The organism is Burkholderia sp. 572 (genome assembly GCF_040545135.1).
Lineage (GTDB): Bacteria > Pseudomonadota > Gammaproteobacteria > Burkholderiales > Burkholderiaceae > Burkholderia > Burkholderia cepacia.
Genome location: NZ_JBEPLH010000001.1, coordinates 310200 through 331241 on the forward strand (window position 1 = coordinate 310200; position 21042 = coordinate 331241).

22 protein-coding genes and 1 pseudogene are annotated in these 21042 nt (G+C 65.9%); 11 read left to right on the top strand and 12 right to left on the bottom strand.

What is annotated here, in order from left to right:
* Nucleotides 1–128 precede the first annotated feature (128 nt).
* From ABIC51_RS01445 to ABIC51_RS01500, 12 genes are all read right to left on the bottom strand, one after another.
* A complete protein-coding gene (locus ABIC51_RS01445) occupies nt 129–566 on the bottom strand; it encodes an Lrp/AsnC family transcriptional regulator (RefSeq protein ID WP_021157543.1) in 438 nt (145 codons plus the stop codon).
* Nucleotides 563–1492, bottom strand: coding sequence for a homocysteine S-methyltransferase family protein (locus tag ABIC51_RS01450; RefSeq protein ID WP_124546350.1), 930 nt, complete (start codon nt 1490–1492; stop codon nt 563–565). Before ABIC51_RS01450 ends, ABIC51_RS01445 begins: the two co-directional genes overlap by 4 nt.
* A gap of 104 nt (nt 1493–1596) precedes the next feature.
* A complete protein-coding gene (locus tag ABIC51_RS01455; protein ID WP_027790138.1) occupies nt 1597–2766 on the bottom strand; it encodes a trans-sulfuration enzyme family protein in 1170 nt (389 codons plus the stop codon).
* Nucleotides 2767–2810: 44 nt separating this feature from the next.
* Nucleotides 2811–3506 (bottom strand): ABC transporter permease, encoded by a 696-nt coding sequence (locus tag ABIC51_RS01460; protein WP_081066296.1) that lies wholly within the window; start codon nt 3504–3506, stop codon nt 2811–2813.
* 13 nt (nt 3507–3519) lie between these two features.
* The gene (locus tag ABIC51_RS01465; protein WP_059699164.1) at nt 3520–4197 is read right to left on the bottom strand and encodes an ABC transporter permease; all 678 of its coding nucleotides are present in this window, start codon (nt 4195–4197) and stop codon (nt 3520–3522) included.
* 71 nt (nt 4198–4268) lie between these two features.
* Nucleotides 4269–5048: an ABC transporter substrate-binding protein gene (locus ABIC51_RS01470; protein ID WP_226128292.1), complete on the bottom strand. Its 780-nt coding sequence runs from the start codon at nt 5046–5048 to the stop codon at nt 4269–4271.
* Nucleotides 5049–5079: 31 nt separating this feature from the next.
* Nucleotides 5080–5877 carry an ABC transporter ATP-binding protein gene (locus ABIC51_RS01475; RefSeq protein ID WP_034196105.1) on the bottom strand — a complete coding sequence of 266 codons (798 nt, stop codon included), beginning with the start codon at nt 5875–5877 and terminating at the stop codon, nt 5080–5082.
* 82 nt (nt 5878–5959) lie between these two features.
* On the bottom strand, nt 5960–7390 hold the full coding sequence (locus ABIC51_RS01480; protein WP_354006312.1) for an aldehyde dehydrogenase family protein: 1431 nt from the start codon (nt 7388–7390) through the stop codon (nt 5960–5962).
* Nucleotides 7387–8466 (bottom strand): homoserine dehydrogenase, encoded by a 1080-nt coding sequence (locus ABIC51_RS01485; protein WP_226128294.1) that lies wholly within the window; start codon nt 8464–8466, stop codon nt 7387–7389. Before ABIC51_RS01485 ends, ABIC51_RS01480 begins: the two co-directional genes overlap by 4 nt.
* Before the next feature lie 151 nt (nt 8467–8617).
* Nucleotides 8618–9109, bottom strand: a complete 492-nt coding sequence (locus ABIC51_RS01490; protein WP_027790145.1) for an Lrp/AsnC family transcriptional regulator — start codon at nt 9107–9109, stop codon at nt 8618–8620.
* Nucleotides 9110–9140: 31 nt separating this feature from the next.
* Nucleotides 9141–9821 carry a hypothetical protein gene (locus tag ABIC51_RS01495; RefSeq protein WP_226128296.1) on the bottom strand — a complete coding sequence of 227 codons (681 nt, stop codon included), beginning with the start codon at nt 9819–9821 and terminating at the stop codon, nt 9141–9143.
* 227 nt (nt 9822–10048) lie between these two features.
* On the bottom strand, nt 10049–10969 hold the full coding sequence (locus ABIC51_RS01500) for a LysR family transcriptional regulator (protein ID WP_027790147.1): 921 nt from the start codon (nt 10967–10969) through the stop codon (nt 10049–10051).
* 132 nt (nt 10970–11101) lie between these two features.
* On the opposite strand from ABIC51_RS01500, the gene ABIC51_RS01505 reads away from it, so the two are divergent.
* From ABIC51_RS01505 to dctA, 11 genes and pseudogenes are all read left to right on the top strand, one after another.
* Nucleotides 11102–12052 carry a ketopantoate reductase family protein gene (locus ABIC51_RS01505; RefSeq protein WP_027790148.1) on the top strand — a complete coding sequence of 317 codons (951 nt, stop codon included), beginning with the start codon at nt 11102–11104 and terminating at the stop codon, nt 12050–12052.
* Entirely contained in the window at nt 12049–12441 is a 393-nt protein-coding gene (locus ABIC51_RS01510) for a VOC family protein (protein WP_027790149.1), read from the top strand. Before ABIC51_RS01505 ends, ABIC51_RS01510 begins: the two co-directional genes overlap by 4 nt.
* A gap of 2 nt (nt 12442–12443) precedes the next feature.
* Nucleotides 12444–12902: a MaoC family dehydratase gene (locus ABIC51_RS01515; RefSeq protein ID WP_021157528.1), complete on the top strand. Its 459-nt coding sequence runs from the start codon at nt 12444–12446 to the stop codon at nt 12900–12902.
* Nucleotides 12902–14122, top strand: coding sequence for a CaiB/BaiF CoA transferase family protein (locus ABIC51_RS01520; protein WP_146254250.1), 1221 nt, complete (start codon nt 12902–12904; stop codon nt 14120–14122). Before ABIC51_RS01515 ends, ABIC51_RS01520 begins: the two co-directional genes overlap by 1 nt.
* Nucleotides 14122–14955, top strand: a complete 834-nt coding sequence (gene aroE, locus ABIC51_RS01525) for a shikimate dehydrogenase (RefSeq protein WP_060193192.1) — start codon at nt 14122–14124, stop codon at nt 14953–14955. Before ABIC51_RS01520 ends, aroE begins: the two co-directional genes overlap by 1 nt.
* Nucleotides 14956–14974: 19 nt before the next feature.
* Nucleotides 14975–15418: a type II 3-dehydroquinate dehydratase gene (gene aroQ / locus ABIC51_RS01530; RefSeq protein ID WP_027790151.1), complete on the top strand. Its 444-nt coding sequence runs from the start codon at nt 14975–14977 to the stop codon at nt 15416–15418.
* A 206-nt stretch (nt 15419–15624) separates the two neighbouring features.
* Nucleotides 15625–17052, top strand: coding sequence for an MFS transporter (locus tag ABIC51_RS01535; RefSeq protein ID WP_226128298.1), 1428 nt, complete (start codon nt 15625–15627; stop codon nt 17050–17052).
* 144 nt (nt 17053–17196) lie between these two features.
* The gene (locus ABIC51_RS01540) at nt 17197–18399 is read left to right on the top strand and encodes an MFS transporter (protein WP_027790153.1); all 1203 of its coding nucleotides are present in this window, start codon (nt 17197–17199) and stop codon (nt 18397–18399) included.
* A gap of 52 nt (nt 18400–18451) precedes the next feature.
* Nucleotides 18452–18734: pseudogene (locus ABIC51_RS01545) on the top strand (helix-turn-helix domain-containing protein); the annotation flags it as partial.
* Between the two features lie 17 nt (nt 18735–18751).
* Nucleotides 18752–19675, top strand: a complete 924-nt coding sequence (locus ABIC51_RS01550; protein WP_027790154.1) for a LysR family transcriptional regulator — start codon at nt 18752–18754, stop codon at nt 19673–19675.
* 33 nt (nt 19676–19708) lie between these two features.
* Nucleotides 19709–21037 carry a C4-dicarboxylate transporter DctA gene (gene dctA / locus ABIC51_RS01555; protein WP_175898533.1) on the top strand — a complete coding sequence of 443 codons (1329 nt, stop codon included), beginning with the start codon at nt 19709–19711 and terminating at the stop codon, nt 21035–21037.
* The last annotated feature ends 5 nt before the right edge of the window (nt 21038–21042 follow it).

Below are 21042 nucleotides of genomic sequence, written 5' to 3' on the forward strand. Positions count from 1 at the left end.
TAGGCGAGAGTCCGATACCCGGGCAGGGCCGACAGTCGGATGTTGCAGCCGAAGTACAGGCGAATGACAGGATCGGGTCATAATCGGCAAGCTACCCCACCTGCTCCTTTCCCGTCGCGCCAGTTTGGTCAACGCTTGTGGACAACCGAATCGAGCACGAAGCTGGTCGTCATGTTCTGCACACCGTCCATCGCACTGATCGTCGCCCAGATGTCGCTGATGCGCTCGTGTGTGGCGGCCTCTATCTGTACGAGCAAATCGACCTCGCCGCTGAGCACAGCGCAATCGCGCACCTCGGCGATCCGCTCGAGTGCGGCAAGCACGTCCGCACCGCGCATCCGGTCCTTGCGGTAAACCAGCATCACGGCGCGCACCGGCACGACCTCATCGGGCAATGCGAGCCGCACCGTATAGCCTGCAATGATGTTCAGTGCTTCGAGCCGGTCGATCCGGTTCCGGACCGCTTGCCTGGACAAACCGATCCTGTCGGCCAGCACCGCGAGCGGAATCCGCGCATCGGCACACAACGCGTCGATTATCTTCTGGTCCAGGCCGTCGATCTTCATTCGCCGAGCCCGGTGTGCCGGGCACCGCGTGCATCGACCGCGTCGCGCAATGCCGCGATGTGGCCGGGGCCGATTCCGCAGCATCCGCCGACGATCCGCGCGCCCAGCGCAAGCCACTGCTCCGCCCATCTTGCATAGCCGGGCGGATCGATGTCGCCGCGCAAACCGTGGAGTTCCTCGTTCGCACGCGCATCGGCGCGCTGAGGCGGAAACGCGTTCGCATAGACGCCGATCACGAGCGACGTTCCCGTTCGCGCAAGCCCGCGCTGCACCGTCTCGATCGCCGCACCCATCGCCTCCGGCTGGCTGCAATTGAACAGCAGCGCGGTCGCGCGCGCGGACACGGCGGCGTCGATCGCTTCGCCGAGCGTCTGCCCCGATCGCAATACCGGCGTGGCGTCTGCTTCGACGTCATCGCGCAGCGTGAACGAGACCCAGAGCGGCTTCGGATTCTCACCCAGCGCTCGCCGGACCGCGCCGATCTCGTCGGTCAGGCTCTGCGTCTCGGCCAGCCACAGGTCGACGTAGGGATCGAGCCCATCGACGAGCGTCGCCAAGATGGCATCGGCGCGCGCCGCGTCGAACAGGTCGGGGCGGTAGGAACCGCCAGTCGGCGGAAGCGATCCTGCGACGCGCACGGGCCGCCCTGCGCGGTCCGCCGCTTGCCGCGCGAGTTGCCCGGCAAGGGCCGCGAGCGCGACTCCGTCGCGACGGAACCGCTCCTCGCCGATATGGAACGGCACGACCGCATAGCTGTTTGCGGTGATCACGTCGGCACCCGCCGCGACGAATGCGTCGTGCGCAAGGCCGACGTAATGCGGCGCTTCCATCAGCGCGAGTGCCGACCACTCAGGCTGCCTGAACGGCGCCCCCATCCGCGCCAGTTCGCGCCCCATGCCGCCGTCGAGTACTGTGATGTCATGCATAGTCCGTGCTCCGTCGTTGCAATCCGCGCATCTCGTGCCCGAATCGATTCAAAGGTCGGCGCGACGCACACGAGACGTCGATCGAGCGTGCGCACCGGTCCGTGTCAGATCTGCTCCAATGCTTGCGCGATATCGCTTTTCAGGTCGTCGATGTGCTCGATGCCGACCGAATAGCGGATGAAATTGAGCGGAATGTCGGCAGCGCGCATTTGCTCCGCCGACATCGTGCCCGCCCACATGGATGCCGTATGGATCGCGAGCGAATCGACGCCGCCGAGATTGCCTGCATTCAGCGGCAAGCGCAGCGCCTCGACAAAGCGCTGCGCTTCGCCGTAGCCTCCCCGCACGCCGAACGCCACCACACCGCCGAAGCCGCGCATTTGCCGGCATGCGAGTCCGTGCTGCGGATGGCTGCGCAGGCCCGGATAAAACACGCGTTCGATCTTCGCGTGCGCTTCGAGGAATTCGGCGAGCGCCTGAGCGTTCGCGTTGATCCGCTCGACGCGCATCGGCAGCGTGCGCAGCCCGCGCAGCAGCAGCCACGCGTCCATCGGGGACAGCACCGAGCCGAGCGTGATGTGCGTATGCCAGATCTGCTCTGCGAGCACGTGGCTCGTACAGATCACGCCGCCGGTCAGGTCGTGATGACCGCCCAGATACTTGGTCGCGCTGTGCACGACGATGTCGACACCGAGCCGGTGCGGCTGCTGATTGACCGGCGACGCGAACGTGTTGTCCGCGAGCGTCAGGATGCCGCGCGCCCTTGCGATTTCAGTCACCGCAGCGATGTCGGTCACGAGCAGCAGCGGATTGACCGGCGACTCGAGCACGATCAGCCGCGTATTCGGCCGGATCGCACGATCGAACGCGACCACGTCGGTCTGGTCGACGAACGTCACCTCGACACCGAACCGGCGCAGCATGTCGTCGAGCATTTTCGTGGTGCTCATGTAATGACGCGTCTGTCCGACGACGTGATCGCCGGCCTTCACGACACTGAGGATCGCGGTCGCGATCGCGCCCATTCCGGATGCGGTGACGAGCGCGGTCTCGGTGCCCTCGAGCTCCGCCATGACCGCCTTCACGCGCTCGTGAACGGGATTGCCGTAGCGGGTGTAGTTGCGCGGATGCTGCGGCACGCTCGACATCTCCGCGAATTCCTCGCTGCCGGCTGCCTTGAACACCGCCGAATAGTGGATCGCCGGCGCGACCGACTTCTCGTCGGTCACGTCGCGGTCCGCAGCCAGCGCCAGCGTTTCAAGCTTGTATCCCATGTCGTCCTCGGATCGTTGGTTGTGTCGCGTTCATTCGGCGCCTGTCAAGCACGCGCGCTGCCCAGATGGCGATTCAGCAGGCCTTCGATGCGTTTGAGCACGGTCGAAAGCACCGCCGTGATGCCGACGTACACGATGCCGGCCAGCATCAGCGCATCGGTCGTATAGGTTTCGATCGCGATGCGGCGTGCGACACCGGTCAGGTCGAGCACGGTGATCGTGCTGGCAAGCGCGGTCGACTTCAGCTGCAGCACGATCTCGTTGCCGAGCGTCGGCGCGACGATGCCGATCGCGCGCGGCACGATCACGAACCAGGTGAGCATGAAGCGGCTCATCCCGAACGCGAGCGCGGCTTCCTTCTCGCCGGCGGGGACGCCGGCGATCCCGCCCCGGATGTCTTCCGCCATGTACGCCGCGAGATTGAGCGTCAGCGCGCACAACGCACACGAGAACGATCCGCCGACCAGCAGCCACAGAGGCGACGCACGCACGATGGAGAACTGCGCGAGCCCGTAATACAGCACGAAAATCTGCACCAGCAGCGGCGTGCCGCGAAATACCGACATGAACAGGCGGCTCGGTGTCGACAGCCACCGGCACGCCGACGTGCGCGCGACCGCCAGCGGCACCGCGAGCGCGAACGCAAGCGTGCAGGACAGCACCAGCAGCTCGAGCGTGATCCATATGCCGCGCGCGACGTCCGGGCCGGACTGCACGATGAGGGAAAGAAAGTCGTTCATCACGTGGCCCCCGTCAGGTGCGTTTTGCGTAACCGCGGCCCGCGATGCGCTCGAGCCATGCGAACACGGGGTTGGATACGGCGAGAAAGCCGAAATAGACGATGCCGACCGTCACGTAGAAGACGAATGGCTGCTTGGTGAACTGCGCGGCGATGTTGGCCTTGCGCAGCATGTCCTCGAGCCCGACGATCGACACCAGAGACGTGTCCTTCAGCAAGTTCTGCCACATGTTGTTCAGGCTCGGCAGGCAGATGCGCCACGCCTGCGGCAGACGCACGTGCCACAGTGTCTGCAGGCGTGTCATCCCGTACGCGCGCGCGGCCTCGATCTGTCCGGCCGGCACCGCGATGAACGCGCCGCGGAACATCTCCGACGAGTAGGCGCCGAACACCACGGCGAGCGCGATCACGCCGGCCGAGAACGGGCTGATGACGATGGCGCCATCGAATTGCGCGTTGAGCAGATGCGACAGCCCGAAGTAGCAGATCAACAGGATCAGGAACTCGGGAATGCCGCGCAGGAAATTGGTCAGCGCATAGGTCGCATGTCTGAGCCACCCCAGGCTCGACAGCTTTGCCGATGCGCCGGCGATGCCGAGCAACATGCCGACGCACAGCGCGGCGACCGCGAGCTCCAGCGTGACGAGCGCGCCAGCCGCGATCTGCGCGCCGTAGTTCACCAAGATGTCCATCGTAATATCGCTCCTTGTGAGCCCGATTCGCGCAGGCCGCCGTCCGGCGACCGCGCGGTCCCGATACGCGGTTATTGCGGCGCGATGCTGAACGGGAAATAGCGCTTGTTGGCTGCGGCGAACGTGCCATCCGCCTGCACCTGCGCGATGCCCTTGTCGAACAGCGCCTTCAGCGGCGCGTCGCCCTTGCGTACCGCGATCGCCGTACCGTCGCCGAAGATCTCCGCATCGGCGATCGGCTTGCCGACGAAGTCGAAGCCTTCCTTCCTGCCGGCCTTCGTCAGCCAGTCGTACGCGACCGTGTTGTCGGCGAACACCGCATCGACGCGCCCGGCCTCGAGATCGAGCCAGGCCTCGTCGAGTGTCTGATAGACCTTCACGTTGATCCCCGACTTGCTCGCCGGCAGGCGGCGGCGCAGATAGGATTCGTGCGTCGAGGCCGTCTGAACGCCGATCGTCTTGCCACGCAGCGTGGCGGCGTTGTCCGTGATGCCCGAGCCCTGCTTCGCGACGAGCTGCACGGGCGCCGTCGTGAAAATGTGCGAGAAGTCCACCGATTGCTCACGCTCCGGCGTCTTCGACATCTGCGCGAGCACCGCATCGATCTGCTTCGCCTTGAGCGCCGGAATCAGCGCGTCGAAATCCATCGTCACCCACTGGCACTTGACCTTCATCGTGTCGCACATCTTCTTGCCGATGTCGATCTCCATGCCCTGCAGCTTGCCGGATGCATCCTTGTATTCGAACGGCGCGTAATCGGCGAGCGTGCCGATCCGCACGACCTGCTCGGCGTGCGCGACCGAGCCGAGCAATGCCGCGCCCACGCACAGCGACTGAAGCAGCTTCTTCATGGTTTCCTCTCCGGTTGACAATGAATCCGCATCAGATGATGCTGGACAGAAACTTCTGGAAACGCGGTGACTTCTGGCTCGCGAACACCTCATCGGGACTGCCGTCTTCCTCGATTCTTCCCTGATGGACGAACACGACCCGGTTCGCGACTTCGCGTGCAAACCCCATCTCGTGCGTGACGACGAGCATCGTGCGTCCCTCGTCGGCCAGCGAGCGCATCACTTTCAACACTTCACCGACGAGCTCGGGATCGAGCGCCGACGTCGGCTCGTCGAACAGCATCACGTCGGGGTCGGTCGCGAGTGCACGTGCAATCGCGACGCGCTGCTGCTGGCCGCCCGACAGCTGGTTCGGATAGTGTTCGCACTTGCCGGCGAGCCCGACCCGTTCGAGCATCGCGATCGCCTTGTCGCGGGCGTCGCGCTTCGGCACGCCGAGCACGCGCACCGGCACGAACATCACGTTCTGCAGCACGGTCATGTGCGCCCAGAGATTGAACTGCTGGAACACCATCGCGAGCTTGCGGCGCACGCGCATCACCTGCTGCGCATCGGCCGCGACGAGCGCGCCGTCGCGGCCCGCCGGCTTCAGCGCGAGCGTTTCGCCGTTCACGCAGATCCGGCCGCGGTCGGGCATTTCCAGCAGGTTGATGCATCTGAGGAACGTACTCTTGCCTGACCCGCTGCTGCCGAGGATCGACACGACCTCGTGATTCCTCGCGGTCAGCGAGATGCCCTTCAGCACCTCGACACCGCCGAACGACTTGTGAATATCCTCGACCACCAGCGCGTCCGCCGCCGGTTTGCATGCAGGAATTGCTGCTGGCATCCTCGACTCCTTCTTCGATACGTTGCTCACCACACCGCTCCGGTTCGCGCCGCGCCGGCCCGCCAGGCGCCGGCGCGGCGCATCAGCTCGACAGCCGCCGGTTGCGCCTGAAGCAGACCACCTTCGGCTGCGTCATTTCCGTCATCGCAAACCGAACGCCTTCGCGGCCCAGCGACCCATGCTTGAATCCGCCGAACGGCATGCCGTCGAAGCGGTAGTCGGAAGAATCGTTGATCATCACGCCGCCCGCCTGCAGTTGCTCGGCCGCGTCGAGCGCCACCTCCAGCCGGCTGGTGAACACGCCTGCATGCAGGCAGCTCTCCGACGCGTTGGCCGCATCGAGCGCCTGCTGCAGGTCGGTGAATTTCTCGATCGTCACGACCGGCGCGAACACCTCGTCGGTCCATACGCGCGCGTCGTGCGGCACATCTGCGAGCACCGTCGGTTCATACAGCGCCCCGCGTCGGCGATGACCGCTCAGCACCGTCGCACCGCACGAGACCGCTTCGTCGACCCAGCGTTCGACGCGGATCGCCTGTTCCTCGCCGATCATCGGCCCCATGTCGGTCGCATCGTCCAGTGGGTCGCCGACGACCATCCTGCCGGTCAGCTCGACGAAATACCGGACGAACGGCTCGTAGGCGGCCTCGGCGACGAAGATCCGCTGTGTGCCGATGCAGTTCTGTCCCGCCGCCCAAAACGCGCCCGACACGCAGGATTTGGCGGCATCCTTCAGGTCGCAGTCGGCCATGACGATCACCGGCGCATTTCCGCCCAGGTCCATCGCGATCTTCTTGAGTCCCGCATCGCGCGTGATGGCTTCGCCGGTCTGCGGGCCGCCGGTAAAGGTCACCATCCGGATCCGCCGGTCGCGTACCAGAGCCGACGCGATATCCGCGCCGCCATGCACGATCTGCAGCGCGTCGCGCGACGCCCCGGCTTCCCACAGAACCTCGACGAGGGCCTGCGCCGACAGCGGCGCGAGCAACGAGGGCTTCAGGATGACCGCATTGCCGGTCGCGAGCGCCGGCCCGAGCTTGTGTGCAACGAGGTTCAGCGGGTCGTTGAAGGGCGTGATCGCGAGAATCACGCCCAGCGGCTCCTGCGTGTAGTAGCCGCTGCGATCCTCGGAGCCGGGATACCCGTCGAACGGGATCGTCTCGCCGGCCAGTCGCTTCGCTTCCTCGCCCGACAGGCGCAGCGTGTTCACGCAGCGCGCGACTTCCTTGCGGGCCTGCCGCAGCGGCTTGCCCGCTTCGAGCGCGATCGTGCGTGCGAATGTCTCCGCTTGTGCTTCCACGCTCGCGGCCGCGCGAAACAGGATGTCGGCCCGCCGGCTGCGTGGCAGGGTTGCGGCCGCGCGCGCGCCGTCGAGCGCGCGCTCGACGAGGACCGGCGCCGCATCTGCAGGCGACAGGCGAACCTGGCCGACGATCGAGCCGTCATAGGGCGACCGAACATCGGCCACGCCGGCTCCCGTGCAGTCGGTCATCACCGCATCGCGCGCGCTCATGCCGCCACCTCGTGCGAGGTTGCGCCGATTCTGTCCGCGAGTTCGATCAGGTCGGAGAGAATCGCGAACGCCGTTTCCTCACGGCCGGCACCCGGCCCGCTGATCGTCACGCCGCCGAGCACGTCGGTGTCGAACGTGATTGCATTCGTCACGCCGCTCGCGGCAAGCAGCGGATGGCCGACCGGGAGCTTGCGCGGTTCGACGCTCGCGGTCACGGTGCCGTCCGGATGACGGACGGCAGAACCGATCAACCGCCACGACATGCGCTCCGCCGCCGCCGCGCGCACGTCGTGCTCGGTCAATTCCACGATGCCGCGGCACGTCACGTCGCCACGCTTGAGGCCGGCATTCCACAGCGCGTTCGCCAGAATGACGACTTTCAGCTGTACGTCCGAACCGTTGACGTCGGCCGCCGGATTCGCCTCCGCATAGCCGCGCTGCTGCGCATCCCGGATCGCCGCATCGAAGCTCGCGCCGGCCTCGACCTCACCGAGGACGTAATTCGACGTGCCGTTCAGGATGCCGGCAAAGCCGTTGATGTCGCAGCCGCGCAGCGAGGTCGCGAGCTGCCGCAGCACCGGCGTGCCGCTCATCACCGTGCCTTCGTACATCACACAGGCACCCGATTGCGCGGCGATCCGCGCCAGTGCCGGCTGCGCGAGCGCGATCGGCCCCTTGTTGGTCGTGATCACGTGCTTGCCGCATTCGAGCGCGGTACGGCAATGCGACAGCGCAGGCTCGCCGGTGTTCGGATCAGTGAAGGTCGCCTCGACGACGACATCCACGTGGCCCGATGCGATGGCCTTCAGCACCGCACCGAGGCCGACGTCCGGCGACACCAGCGTGCCCGGATCGCGGCGCAGCGCTTCCGCATCGACGCCCCGCCGCGCGGTTTCGTCGAGGACGTCCAGCGCGATACCGCGAGGATTCGTCGCGATCCCGAGCCGCAGGTCGGCGACCATCGTCACCGATACGTCGAGTCCCGCCGCCCCCAGCATTGCACGCTTCTTTTTGAGCAGTTCGACCAGTCCCTGATTGACTCCGCCGAAACCGACCAGTGCCAGTTTGAGTTCCATCTCGATCATCTCCTGTTCATTGACCACGTTATACAGGTTAGTCCTGCGAATCGATTTTCAAATTAGTCGTTTCGCCCGAATCAGGTAGTCATCCGTTGCGGTTTGTCATGCGGAACGGGCGGATCGCCCGTTGCCGCGCGAAGCAATTGCGTCAGGTGGCCGGCGGTTCGTCGTCCTTGTCGACCGGCACGAACAGCCCGACCTTGACCGCGCTCAGCACGACATTCGTGTTGATCCGGCGGATCATCGGGTTGCTCTGCATGATCCGCGCGGACAGCCGGTCGTACGCCTCGACGTCGCGTGCGGTGATGATCGCGATCAGGTCGACGGAGCCGGTCACGTAGTAGATCTGCTGGATTTCGTCGTGCGCCTTCGACCACTCGCGGAACCTGGCGACCGTCTCGTAGTTTTCGCGTTCGATCTCGATTGCCGCAATGAACGTCATCGGCCTGCCGACTGCCGCGCGATCGACCACCGCGATTTCCGCCGAAATGATCTTTTCGGTGCGCATGCGTTTCAGCCGCTTCTGCACGGCCGAGGTGGACAGACCGATCCGCTCGGCAATGGCGTCCGCCGTCGCGGTGCAATCGCGCTGGACGATATTCAGGATCTTGCGGTCGAAGGAGTCGAGTGCGTCGGTCATGGCGTGGCCTGCCGGAGAACGGGTACTTGCGTCAAAGATAAAAAGGGCGGGCCGATCTGAGCCCGACCAGATGCCGGACACGGTCGAACGCGGTAACGAGCGATTCGCGCCACTGCGCGGCTGGCCCGCGGATGCATACGGGTTCGAAATGGATCGTGTCCACACCTGCAGGAATACGGAACGGGCGCTCGATGCCATCGTCCGATTCGGTCACGAGTGCGGTGCCGTCGACTTCTGTCAGGCTCATCAGCAGATGGGCGGGCGCAGTGGCGCCAAGCAGGTTGCGCAGAGGCGACTCGTCCGCGGACAACTGCTCGAGCAGCGGCAGCTCGTACGTGCCGGGCCACCAGGTATCGTGCTCGTCAAGCCACGGGCCGACGCCCGGCATGCCGACCATCTCGAGGATCCGGTTCGCACCGAGATGCGCATAGGCTCGACACCGGCCCGCCCCGTCGGTCGAAGCGCGTGCCAGCCAGCCGCCGGCGCTCGGGACAGGATCCGTCAACGCGACGTTCGCAGGCTTCAGTCGGCCGAGCATTTCAGCCGCGCTTGCAGCGGATCGGTGCCCTTCGCAGGATCTCTGTGCGTGATCCGCGACGATACGGCACACCCACTTGGGACCATCCTGCAAGGCGGCAGGAACGTCGCCGGACCGGACTTGGGCGGTTCGCCTGCGGGCGTGTTCGACGATGACGATTGGCGTGTCCGGCATACAACTCTCTCGTGCTTGCGGGGCCGCGTCGCAGCAATGCTGGCGCGCGTCATGGATTGGCCGACGATGTTGGAGCTGGAGAAATCATATCGCCTCGGTGCGACCAAAAAAATCTCAACCGCGTCGAACATCGACGCAAAACGTCGAAAAGCACGGCTTTCTAGACGTTTTACATCCCACCAAACACCGGCCAGCCTGGCATCCGCCGCGAACGCCAAACCCGCAGGTCAATCCGATGCACCGAACAATCGAATCACGACACCACGCAGCCATCGATTGCCCGCCTCATGGTGATATCGCGCATGCCAATGCTGCCGTACCGCAAACCCGTCGACCGGGATCGGGCACGCATGAACCGCCAGATCGCTCGCCTGAGCCAGTGTCTGGCCGATATGACGAGGTAGCGTCGTAATCAGGTCGGTCGTCTGGACGATCGCCCCCAGGCCCAGAAAACCCGGCAGCTCCAGCACGACGTCGCGCTCGATGCGCGCCTGCCGCAGCGCCTGCTCGAGGAGTTGCGCCCCGGTTCCCGCCGTAATGGCGACATGTCCTTCGGAACGATACTGCTTCGCCCCGAGGCGACCGCGAATTCTCGGGTGATGCCGGTTCGCCAGGCATACCCAGTCCTGGTCGTACAGCTTCTGCTGATAAATGCCGCCGCCTAGCCACGGCACATAGCCGATCGCGAGGTCGGCTTCGCCGGATTCGAGCGCGCGCTCCGTATTGCCGTCGATCCGTGCGGCTTCCAGCCGGACGCCGGGCGCCTGCGCCCGGACATGGGCCAGCAGCCGCGGAAGCAGCGTGACGTGGCTCGCGTCGGTCATGCAGATGCGAAACCGTCGCTGGGCCGTCGCGGGATCGAACGCGATCTCCCACGCAGTGAAGCGCCGCAGGGATTCGAGAATTTCCCGGCATGGCCCGATCAGCGCGTCGGCTTGCGGTGTCGGCGCCATGCCGCCGGGCGTCCGGATGAAGAGCGGATCGTGCAGGTGTTCCCGCAAGTGCCCGAGCCAGATGCTGACCGTCGGCTGGCTCTGGCCCAGTTGCTCGGCTACGCGCGTGACGCTGCGCACGTCGTACAGGAGATCGAAAAGCTGAAGCAGCTTCAGGTCGGGCAGGTCGGCAGGCATTGCGGCGTTATTGTCCATGGCAATGACGCCATTGTATCCATTGCATTGGCGGCATGAGCGGCGACGCCTATCGTGATGCCATACGTCAGCTTTGCATGGGACCAGAGTAAGGCGCCAAAGCGCCAACTCTGGTCGACAAAGGAGAATCCATTGAAAATAGCAATTCTGGGCGCCGGCGCACTGGGCTGCGCGATCGGCGCCACCCTCACCCAAGGCGGCCATGAGACCTGGCTGATCGACCGCTCGCCCGCACACGTCGATGCGATGAGCCGCGACGGCCTGCGCGTCGACGACGCCGGCGGCACCCGCCACGTACGCGTCCACGCGACGACCCGGGCTGCCGATGTCGGCGTGGCCGACCTGGTGGTGGTGCTGGTCAAGTCGTTCCACACCGATGCGGCCATCCGCGGCGCCCAATCGCTGGTGGGGCCGGATACCGCCGTGCTGTCGCTGCAGAACGGCCTCGGACACGAGGACATCCTGATCGACGTCGTCGGCCGCGAGCGCGTCCTCGCGGGCAAGACCTACGTCGGCGGCGTGCTGCGCGGCGCGGGTCATATCGAATCCGGCGTGATCGGCAAATACACCTACATCGGCGAACTCGACGGCCGCATCACACCGCGTGTCGAGGCGATCGCCGCGGCGTTCAATGCCGCCGGCCTCGCCACGACGATCAGCGACAACATCGTCGGCACGATGTGGGACAAGCTGCTGGTGAACGTCGCGACGGGCGCGCTGACGGGCCTGACCGGCCTCACCTACGGGCAGCTTTACGACGAGCCGCTGCTGAAGGCGACGTCGCTCGCGGCCGTGGCCGAGGCGATCGCGGCGGCGCAGGCTGCGGGCGTGAAGCTGTCGATGACCGATCCCGAACAGGCATGGACGCTGGCCGCCGAGGGGCTGCCCGCGACCTTCAAGACGTCGATGCTGCAAAGCCTGGAGAAGGGCTCGATCACCGAGATCGACTTCATCAACGGTTCGGTCGTGCGCTGGGGCCAGCGCTACGGCGTGCCGACCCCGGTGAATGCAACGCTCGTCGCCTGCATCAAGGGGCTGGAACGCGCGATGGCCGACCGCCAACGGCAGGAGGCGGCCGCATGAATGCCACGAAAGCCTATCTCGAACACGTTGCGATCTGGGTGAAGGACATCCGCTGGCATATCCGTTTCTTCGAGGACGTGCTCGGCATGACCCTGCGCGAAGTGGACGGCACGCTCGACGCGCCGCGGCAGTACTGGACGCTCGGCGGCCTGCAGTTCATCCACGCGCCGGAATACGAAGGCCCGGAAGGCCGGCTCGCCCATCTCGGCGTGATGTGCGAAGACCTGGAGGCCGCGCTGGCCGCGGCACAACGATTCGGCGTGACGGAGATGCCGCAGGGGCGCAACTGGCTTCGCCTGCCCGACGGGCTCGCCGTCGAACTGATCCAGGCCCGGCCGGCTTCCTGCGTCGCACAGGCGCTGGCAATCAACCCGCGCGCGGAGGCGTGACCATGACGATCGTCGAAAAATACTGGGACGACGCCCGCGAGGGTGACACGTGCACGAGCCCGAACTACATCGTGACCAAGGAGCGCATTCTCGCGTACGCCGACCTCACCGGCGACCATACGCCCGTCCACGTGGACGAGGAATACGCGAACGCGAGCCATTTCGGGTGCCTCGTCGCGCACGGGCTGTTCGGCCTGTCCATTGCCGACGGCCTGAAGACGCAGAGCGACTATCGCTTTCTGCCGGGCATGTCGCTCGGCTGGACCTGGGATTTCCTGCTGCCGATCAAGGTCGGCGACGTGCTGCACGTGAAGTTCCGCGTCGGCTCGATGCGGGCCAGCAAGAGCCGCCCGGACTGGGGCATCGTCGTGCTGCCGTCGGAGCTGATCAATCAGGACGGTCAGGTCGTTCAACGCGGCGAGCATCGCCTGATGGTGCCGCGCCGCCCGGAGGCACTGTAATGCAGGCTCGCCCACTCGAAGGCATTCGCGTCGTCGACTACAGCCACTTTCTTGCCGGGCCGTATGTCGGGCGCTGTCTCGCGGCGCTCGGCGCCGAAGTCATCAAGGTCGAACGGCCCGGGTCGGGTGACGCCGGACGGCAGCACGCGACCGTGCTCGACGACCAGCAAAGCGGCTACTTCCTGCAGCTCAACATGGGCAAGCGCGGCGTGAGCGTCAACATGAAGGAGGCGCGCGGCAAGGCGTTCATGCAGCGACTGTGCGACTCGGCCGACGTGTTCATCGAGAACTATCGGCCGGGCGCGCTGGACAAGCTCGGGCTCGGTTATGCCGAATTGTCGGCGCGCAATCCGGGCCTCGTCTACTGCTCGATTTCGGCGTACGGGCATACCGGCCCCGACGCGCATCGCGCGGGCTTCGGGCTGATCGCGGAAGCCAAGAGCGGAATTATGCAGATGGTCGGCACGCCGGGCGAGCGGCCGCCGCTGCTGCGCATCTCGCTCGGCGACATGTACACCGGCATCCATGCGGTCGCGGCCATCAATGCCGCGCTGCTGGGGCGCGTGAAGAGCGGCCGCGGGCAACACGTCGACATGGCGCTGTACGACACGCTGGTATCGATGCACGAATATGCGGTGCAGTGCTACACGCTGCAGGGCGTGCTGCCCGAGCAGACCGGGCACGACATGCCGACCTCGACGCTCTACGGCGTGTTTCGCGCCGCGGACGGCGATCTCGTGATCGCCGCGCAAGTCGACGACGCGTGGAAGCGCTTCGCCGAGCTGATCGCGACGCACGGCGGCCCGGCGGGCTTCGGCGCCGACACGCGGTTTCACGACAGCACCGGGCGCAACGCGCACCGCGCGGAGATTCTGTCGGTGGTCGAGCCGTGGGTGGCCGCGCGCTCCGTCGCGTCGGTGCTGGATCTGCTGGACGGCATCGACGTTCCGTGCGCGAAGGTGCAGCGCATCGACGAGGTATTGAACGATCCGCAGATCCAGGCCAGAGGCATGGTCGTCGAGCAACAGCATCCGCGCTACGGGACGCTGCGCCTGCCCAACCTGCCGTTCCGGTTTTCCGATTGCGACACGACGATTCGCGACGTCGCGCCCGATCTCGGGCAGCACAACGCGGAGATCGCGCGTTCCCTCGGGTTCGATCCGGCCGAAATCGACGCGATGCAGGCCGACGGCGTCCTCTACTCAAAAGCGAGCCAATGATGACCGACCAATACGCGGTGATCGGCAATCCGATCGGACACACGAAATCCCCGTTGATTCACGGTCTCTTCGCGCAGGAGACGCGGCAGGACCTCGGCTATACGGCGATCGAGGGGCCGATCGAACCGGCAGGCGCCTTCGCTGACGCGGTTCGCGCGTTTTTCGAGGGCGGCGGCAAGGGCATCAACGTCACCGCGCCGTTCAAGCTCGACGCGTTCGCGATGTCGGACGAACGCAGCGAGCGTGCGCAGCTCGCGGGCGCGGCCAACGCGCTCAAGTTCGACGGCGGCCGCATCCTGGCGGACAACTTCGACGGCATCGGGCTGGTGCGCGATATCGAAACGAACCTCAATCTGCCGATGGCCGGCAAGCGTGTCCTGGTGCTCGGTGCCGGCGGCGCGGCACGCGGCGCGCTGCTGCCGTTCCTCGAAGCCGGCCCGGCGGAACTCGTCATCGCGAATCGCGACGTCGACAAGGCGCGCGCACTGGCCGCGCAGGTTGCCGGACGCGGCCCGCTCGTTGCCAGCGGTTACGCGGACCTCGCGCGCATGGGGCGTTTCGACCTGGTCGTCAATGCCACGTCGGCCAGCCTGACCGGCGACCTGCCGCCGGTCCCGCCGAGCGTGTTCAGTCCGGCCGGCACGGCCTACGAACTGGCATACGGCAAGCGTCTGACGCCGTTTCTCCGGCTCGCGAAAAACGCAGGCGTACACGGGATCGCGGACGGCGTCGGCATGCTGGTCGAGCAGGCGGCCGAAGCGTTCGCGTGGTGGCGCGGCGTACGCCCCCAAACCAGCGCGGTGATCGATCGCCTGGCCGTGCCCTTTGATTGAACACGCAACGGAGATTCGCATGAAGAAGATCCTGATGCTGCACGGCATCAATCACAACATGTTCGGCAAGCGCGATCCGGCGCAGTACGGGACGATCACGCTCGCGCAGATCGATGCGCGGCTGCAAGGGCTGGCGACGGAACTGGGTGTGCAGGTGGAATCATTCCAGACGAACCACGAAGGCGCGATGTGCGAGCGCATTCATCGCGCTTTCGAGGAGCGCCAGGACGCGGTGCTGATCAACGCGGGCGCATGGACGCATTACAGCTACGGCATTCGCGATGCCCTTGCGATCCTCACGTGCCCGATCGTCGAACTGCACATGTCCAACATTCATGCACGCGAGCCGTTCCGGCATCACTCCGTCCTGGCCGAGATCGTCAGCGGGCAGATTTGCGGTTTCGGTGTCCAAAGTTATCTGCTGGCGCTGAGGGCCGCGGTTTCGGCGCTCGGCGACGAATAAGCCGATTCCCGCATTGGCTGCCGATGCGGGACCGACGCGCATGCGCAGCCGTCGCCAGGGCGCGGCGTAGCGCACCGCGCGTGCCCGCCGCGCGCCGTATCGATGGGCCGCGGTCAGGTCGCACGACGGAGTCGACACATCGGGCAGTGACGACTCCCCGCATCACCCGCCTTGCCCGGCACACATATCAATATCCGGAGACGACGATGACGACGACCTTGCGAGACGAGCCCAGGGGCAGGCACCAATCGAGAAAAGCCGCCATCAGCGGCTGGATCGGATCGGTGCTCGAATACTACGATTTCTTCATCTACGCCACGGCATCGGCGCTGATCTTCCCGCAGATATTCTTTCCGCACGGGAGCCCCACGACGGCCATCATCGCGTCGCTGGCCACTTACGGCGTCGGCTACGTGTCCCGCCCGATCGGCGCGTTCGTGCTGGGCCACCTCGGCGACACGCGCGGACGGAAAACCGTCCTGCTGTTCTGCATGTTCCTGATGGGCATCTCGACCGTCGGCGTCGGCCTCCTGCCGACCTATCAGCAAGCCGGGCTGATCGCGCCCGCCTTGCTGGTGACGCTTCGCCTGCTGCAGGGTTTCGCCGTGGCCGGCGAGATCACCGGCGCGAGCTCGATGATCCTGGAACACGCGCCGTTCGGCCGGCGCGGCTACTTCGTCAGCTTCACGCTGCAGGGCGTGCAGGCCGGGCAAGTGCTGGCCGCCGCCGTGTTCCTGCCGCTCGCCTACTACATGCCGTCCGCGCAATTCGATAGCTGGGGCTGGCGCATTCCGTTCCTGCTGAGTGCGCTGGTCATCGTGGCGGGCCTGATCATTCGCCGCGAGGTCGACGAGTCGCCGGCCTTCGACGAAGCGGTACGCAACCGGTCGCAAGCCGGCTCGCCGGTGGCCGACGCTTTCAGGCACCACTTTCCCGACATGCTGCGCGTGGCCTGCATGTCGATGATGAACGTGATTCCGGTCGTCGCCACGATCTTCGGCGCGGCCTATGCGGTCCAGCCTGCATATGGAATCGGATTCCAGAAGGATGTCTATCTCTGGATCACGGTGATGGGCAATATCGTTGCGATGATCGTGATTCCGTTCGTCGGCAACCTGTCCGATCGCATCGGCCGCCGGCTGCCGATCATCGTCGGCTCGCTGGCCGCCGGGCTGCTCGCGTTCGCGTACCTGTATGCGATCAGCATCCGGAACGTGCCGCTCGCATTCGTGATGTCGATGCTGATGTGGGGCGTGGTGTATCAGGGCTACAACGCGGTATTTCCCGCCTTCTACCCGGAACTCTTCCCGACCCGCACGCGCGTCTCGGCGATGGCCATCGCGCAGAATCTCGGTACCGCAGCCACGGCGATGCTGCCCGCGCTGTTCACCGCGGTCGCGCCGCCCGGCGCCCATCACGTCTGGCTGATCGTCGGTGCGATCGCGTTCGGCATCACCGTGATCGCGTCGCTCGCGGCCTGGAGCGCACGCGAGACCAGTCGTGTCCATTTGAACGACCTGGGGCGAGCGAACGCGCAACCGGTCGGCAAGGCAGAATACGACCTGCTGCGCGCCGAGGCGCTGTCGCACGATCGCGTCGTGCGCGAACCCGTGCCCGGATCCGTCGGCAGCTAGCCGGCGTTCGGCGGGGCGTCGGGTTCGGCGCCCCTTCCGCCCGGCCATTTCAGCTCGCCGCGGCCGCCCTCGCCGGACGAGCAACCTTGCGTAACCGCAGCCCTTACTCGAAGCTCGATGCCCGATACCGTGTCGAAAACCGCCATGCCGGACTCCACGCGACCCGCTCGCCTGAACTTCGCGCTCATGTTGCCGCTTCTGCTGGCGGCCCAGCCGGTGGCGACCGACAGTTACCTGCCGGCGCTGCCCGAAATCGCCGCCACGCTGGGCTCCGCCAGTGTCAGCCTCACGGTTTTCGCGCTGATATTCGGTGTCGGGCAATTGCCGATGGGCAGCCTTTCCGACCGGTTCGGCCGCCGCCCCGTCCTGCTGACCGGCCTTGCGCTCTATGCGCTGTCCGCACTGGCCGCTGCGCTGGCCTCAACCGCGGCGATGCTGGTGGCCGCTCGCGCGATGCAGGGGCTGGCCATGGCCGCGATACTGGTATGCGCCCGTGCGACAGTGCGCGACCGGTATTCGGCGGGCGACGGCCCGTACGTGATGGCGCGCGGTTTCATGGGGATGGGGATGATGGCGTTCCTCGCCCCGATCCTCGGTGCGTATGTCGCACAGCAAGCCGGATGGCGATGGGTGCTCGCCGGGATGAGCGTGTATGCGCTCGGGTTGCTCGTCATGTGCTGGTACGGCTTCGAGGAAAGCTTCGCGCGAAGCGCGCCGAGCCGGGACTCGAACCGGGAGGTGCGCGAGATACTCGGCAATGCCCCGTTCAGGGTATGGACGCTGCTGGCCGCGTCGACGTACACCGGCATGTTCTGCTTTCTGCTGTTGTCTCCGGCTATCTACATCGGGCAGCTCGGCATCTCGCCCCAGCGTTATGGCTGGATACCGGCGGGCGGTACGCTCGTCTATGTCCTGAGTACGTTCGGCTGCCGCGTGCTGCTGCGCCGTCAGAGCATGTTGCGAACGGTGCGGCAAGGCGCAACGCTGAGCCTCTGCGGCGCGGTGATCCAGGCATTGGGGTGCGCGCTGCTTCCCGGCAGCATCTGGCCGCTGCTCGTCGGGCATGGCGTGTATTGCCTCGGCCACGGAATCCATCAGCCGTGCGGGCAGGCAGGGGCGGTCAGCGGCCTGCCTCACCTTGCAGGCCGCGCCGTATCCTGGTCCGGCTTCATCATGATGTTCTTCGCGTTCAGCGTGGGACAGACGGCAGCGGGATTCGCCGATCCGCGTTACCAGTCGGGCGCGTGGCCGATGGTTGTGCCGATGCTCGTCGTCGGCGTGACGCTGGTGACGATTGCGTATGCGTGGCTGCCAAAAGTCATCCACGCGACCTTGGTCGCAAGGTAATCTCCTCGATTTCCACGATCCGGCGATCTGTCGCAGCGCAAGGATCACACGCGTCAAAGAGACCGGGCTCTCACCGGCCCGTTACGTGCCGGCTGCGCGGGTCGGGCGTGCGAACGGCTGGAGCGGGCCGACTGGCCGCTCGAACGGATAGCCGAACGATCGGGATCCACAAGCGTGGACGCGTTACAGCGTGCGTTTGCAAATGCGTCGGCGCATCGCCGCGGGACTATCGTGCGCGGTTCGGGCAACCACGGCGGGCAAACCCGAAGACATCGGTTTCAGGCAACGCAACACGCATGGCGCCGGCAGAATCATGCACAATGCACCGCATCTGAGTGGCGGAGATTTGCCTGTGGGGATCAACTTCGATTTAACCGACTTGCAGGCATTTCGCGCCGTAGTGGAAACGGGGAGCTTCCGAAAGGCCGCCGACGCAGTCAACATCTCCCAGCCGGCCTTGAGCCGTCGTATCGACAAGCTCGAGGAAGCGCTCGGCGTACGGCTGTTCGAGCGCACCACGCGCAGCGTCTCGCTCACCACGGTCGGTCGCGTGTTCGCGCAGAGTGCCGAACAACTGCTCGACGATCTCGATGCCGCCCTGCTCGGGATTCGCGACGTTTCATCGAGCCGCCTCGGCCATGTGACGATCGCATGCGTGCCGTCGGTCGCCTACTACTTTCTTCCCGCCATCGTCGCGCGCTATCATCAGCGCTTTCCGCGCATCAGGGTGAAGCTGCTCGATGCAAGCGCCAACGAGGTGCTCGGGGCCGTCATCAGCGGCGAGGCGGATTTCGGCGTGAGCTTCATCGGCAGCCAGGAGGCTGAGATCGAGTTCAAGGTGTTGCTCCAGGAACGCTTCGTTGCCGCCTGTCGCCGCGACCACCCGCTCGCACGCAAGAAGCGCGTGACCTGGAACGAGCTTTACGAGCACGACTATGTGTCGGTCGACAAGACTTCCGGCAACCGTCTGCTGCTCGACCAGGCGCTGACCGCCGTCGCGCCGCGCGCGCCGAGCGTCTGCGAGACACGCCACGTGACGACCCTGCTCGGATTGATCGAAGCGGGGCTCGGCGTCGCCGCGGTCCCCTCGATGGCGATGCCTGGGCATGACCACCCGATTCTCACGAGCGTGCCGCTGGTCGAACCGGTCGTCAAACGACGCGTGGGAATCGTGAAGCGGCGCGGACGACCGCTCACGCCGGCCGCCGAGGCGTTTCATCGGATGGTCATCGAGGCGAAGCGTGGCGGGACCGCAAGCAGTGGCGCATCGGCGTAACGACGACAGAGAGACACGAAGGAAGACCGGACAGTGAGGTTGGCCAGGCCGCTTGGATCGCTTTACGTGCAGGTTCTGCTCGCGATGATGCTCGGCATGGGCATCGGTCACGCATGGCCCGCGGCGGGCGCGATGCTCAAGCCCCTCAGCGATGCGTTCGTCGGCCTGGTCAAGATGACCATCGCCCCGATCGTCTTTTGCACGATCGTCTCGGGCATCACGTCGCTGGCGAACGGGAAGGCGATCGGCCGCACGATCGTGCGGGCACTGGCGCTCTTCTATCTATTGACCGCCGCTGCGCTCGCGATCGGACTCGTCACCGCATATGTGCTGCAGCCCGGCGCCGGCATGCACGTCGACGTCAGCCACCTGGATGCAGGCATCCTCGCTCCGTATGCGAAGCATGCGGAGCCGCGAGGGCTTGTGGAGTTCGGGCTGAGCGTGATTCCGGACACGATGCTCGGCGCGTTCGCCAAAGGCGAAGTGTTGCCGGTGCTGCTGCTGTCGCTGTTGTTCGGCTTCTCGCTGAATGCGCACCCGCGGGCCGGCCGGCCCGTTCTTGCGCTGATCGACGGTGTCGCCCAGGTCGTCTTTCGCGTGCTCGCGATGATCATGCGGCTCGCGCCGCTCGGCGCATTCGGCGCGATGGCGTTCACGGTGGGCCGTTTCGGCATCGGTTCGGTCGGCTCGCTCGCGAAGCTGATGGCGTCCTTCTACGTGGCCTGCGTGCTGTTCGTCGCGCTGGTGCTCGCACCGCTCGCGCGACTGCACGGTTTCGCGCTGTGGCGGCTCTTGCGCTACATGCGCGAAGAATTGCTCATCGTCCTCGCGACGTCGTCCACGGAGCCCGTTCTGCCGCGTCTGATCGTCAAGCTGGAGGCACTCGGCTGCGACAAGGGCATCGTGGGGCTCGTGCTGCCGGCGGGCTATTCCTTCAATCTGGACGGTACCGCGATCTATCTGACGCTCGCGGCATTGTTCATCGCCCAGGCGTGCGACGTGCCGCTCTCCGCGTCGCAGATCGCGGTGATGCTCGCCATCATGCTGCTCACGTCAAAGGGGGCGGCCGGTGTTTCCGGTAGCGGGCTGGTGGCGCTGGTCGCCACACTCGCCGTCATGCCCGACCTGCCCGTCGCCGGCGTCGCACTGCTGGTCGGCATCGATCGCTTCATGTCGGAGGCGCGCGCCCTGACAAGCGTGATCAGCAATGCCTGCGCGGTGATCTTCGTTTCGCTGTGGGAAGGTGCGTGCGATCGCATGCGGCTTGCGCAGAGGCTCGCCATGGCCGGCCCGGCATCCCCGAACGGGGTCGATGAAGACAGTACCGCAGGGGATGCCGGCGGCAACGGGAAGACTTTGTGACACAA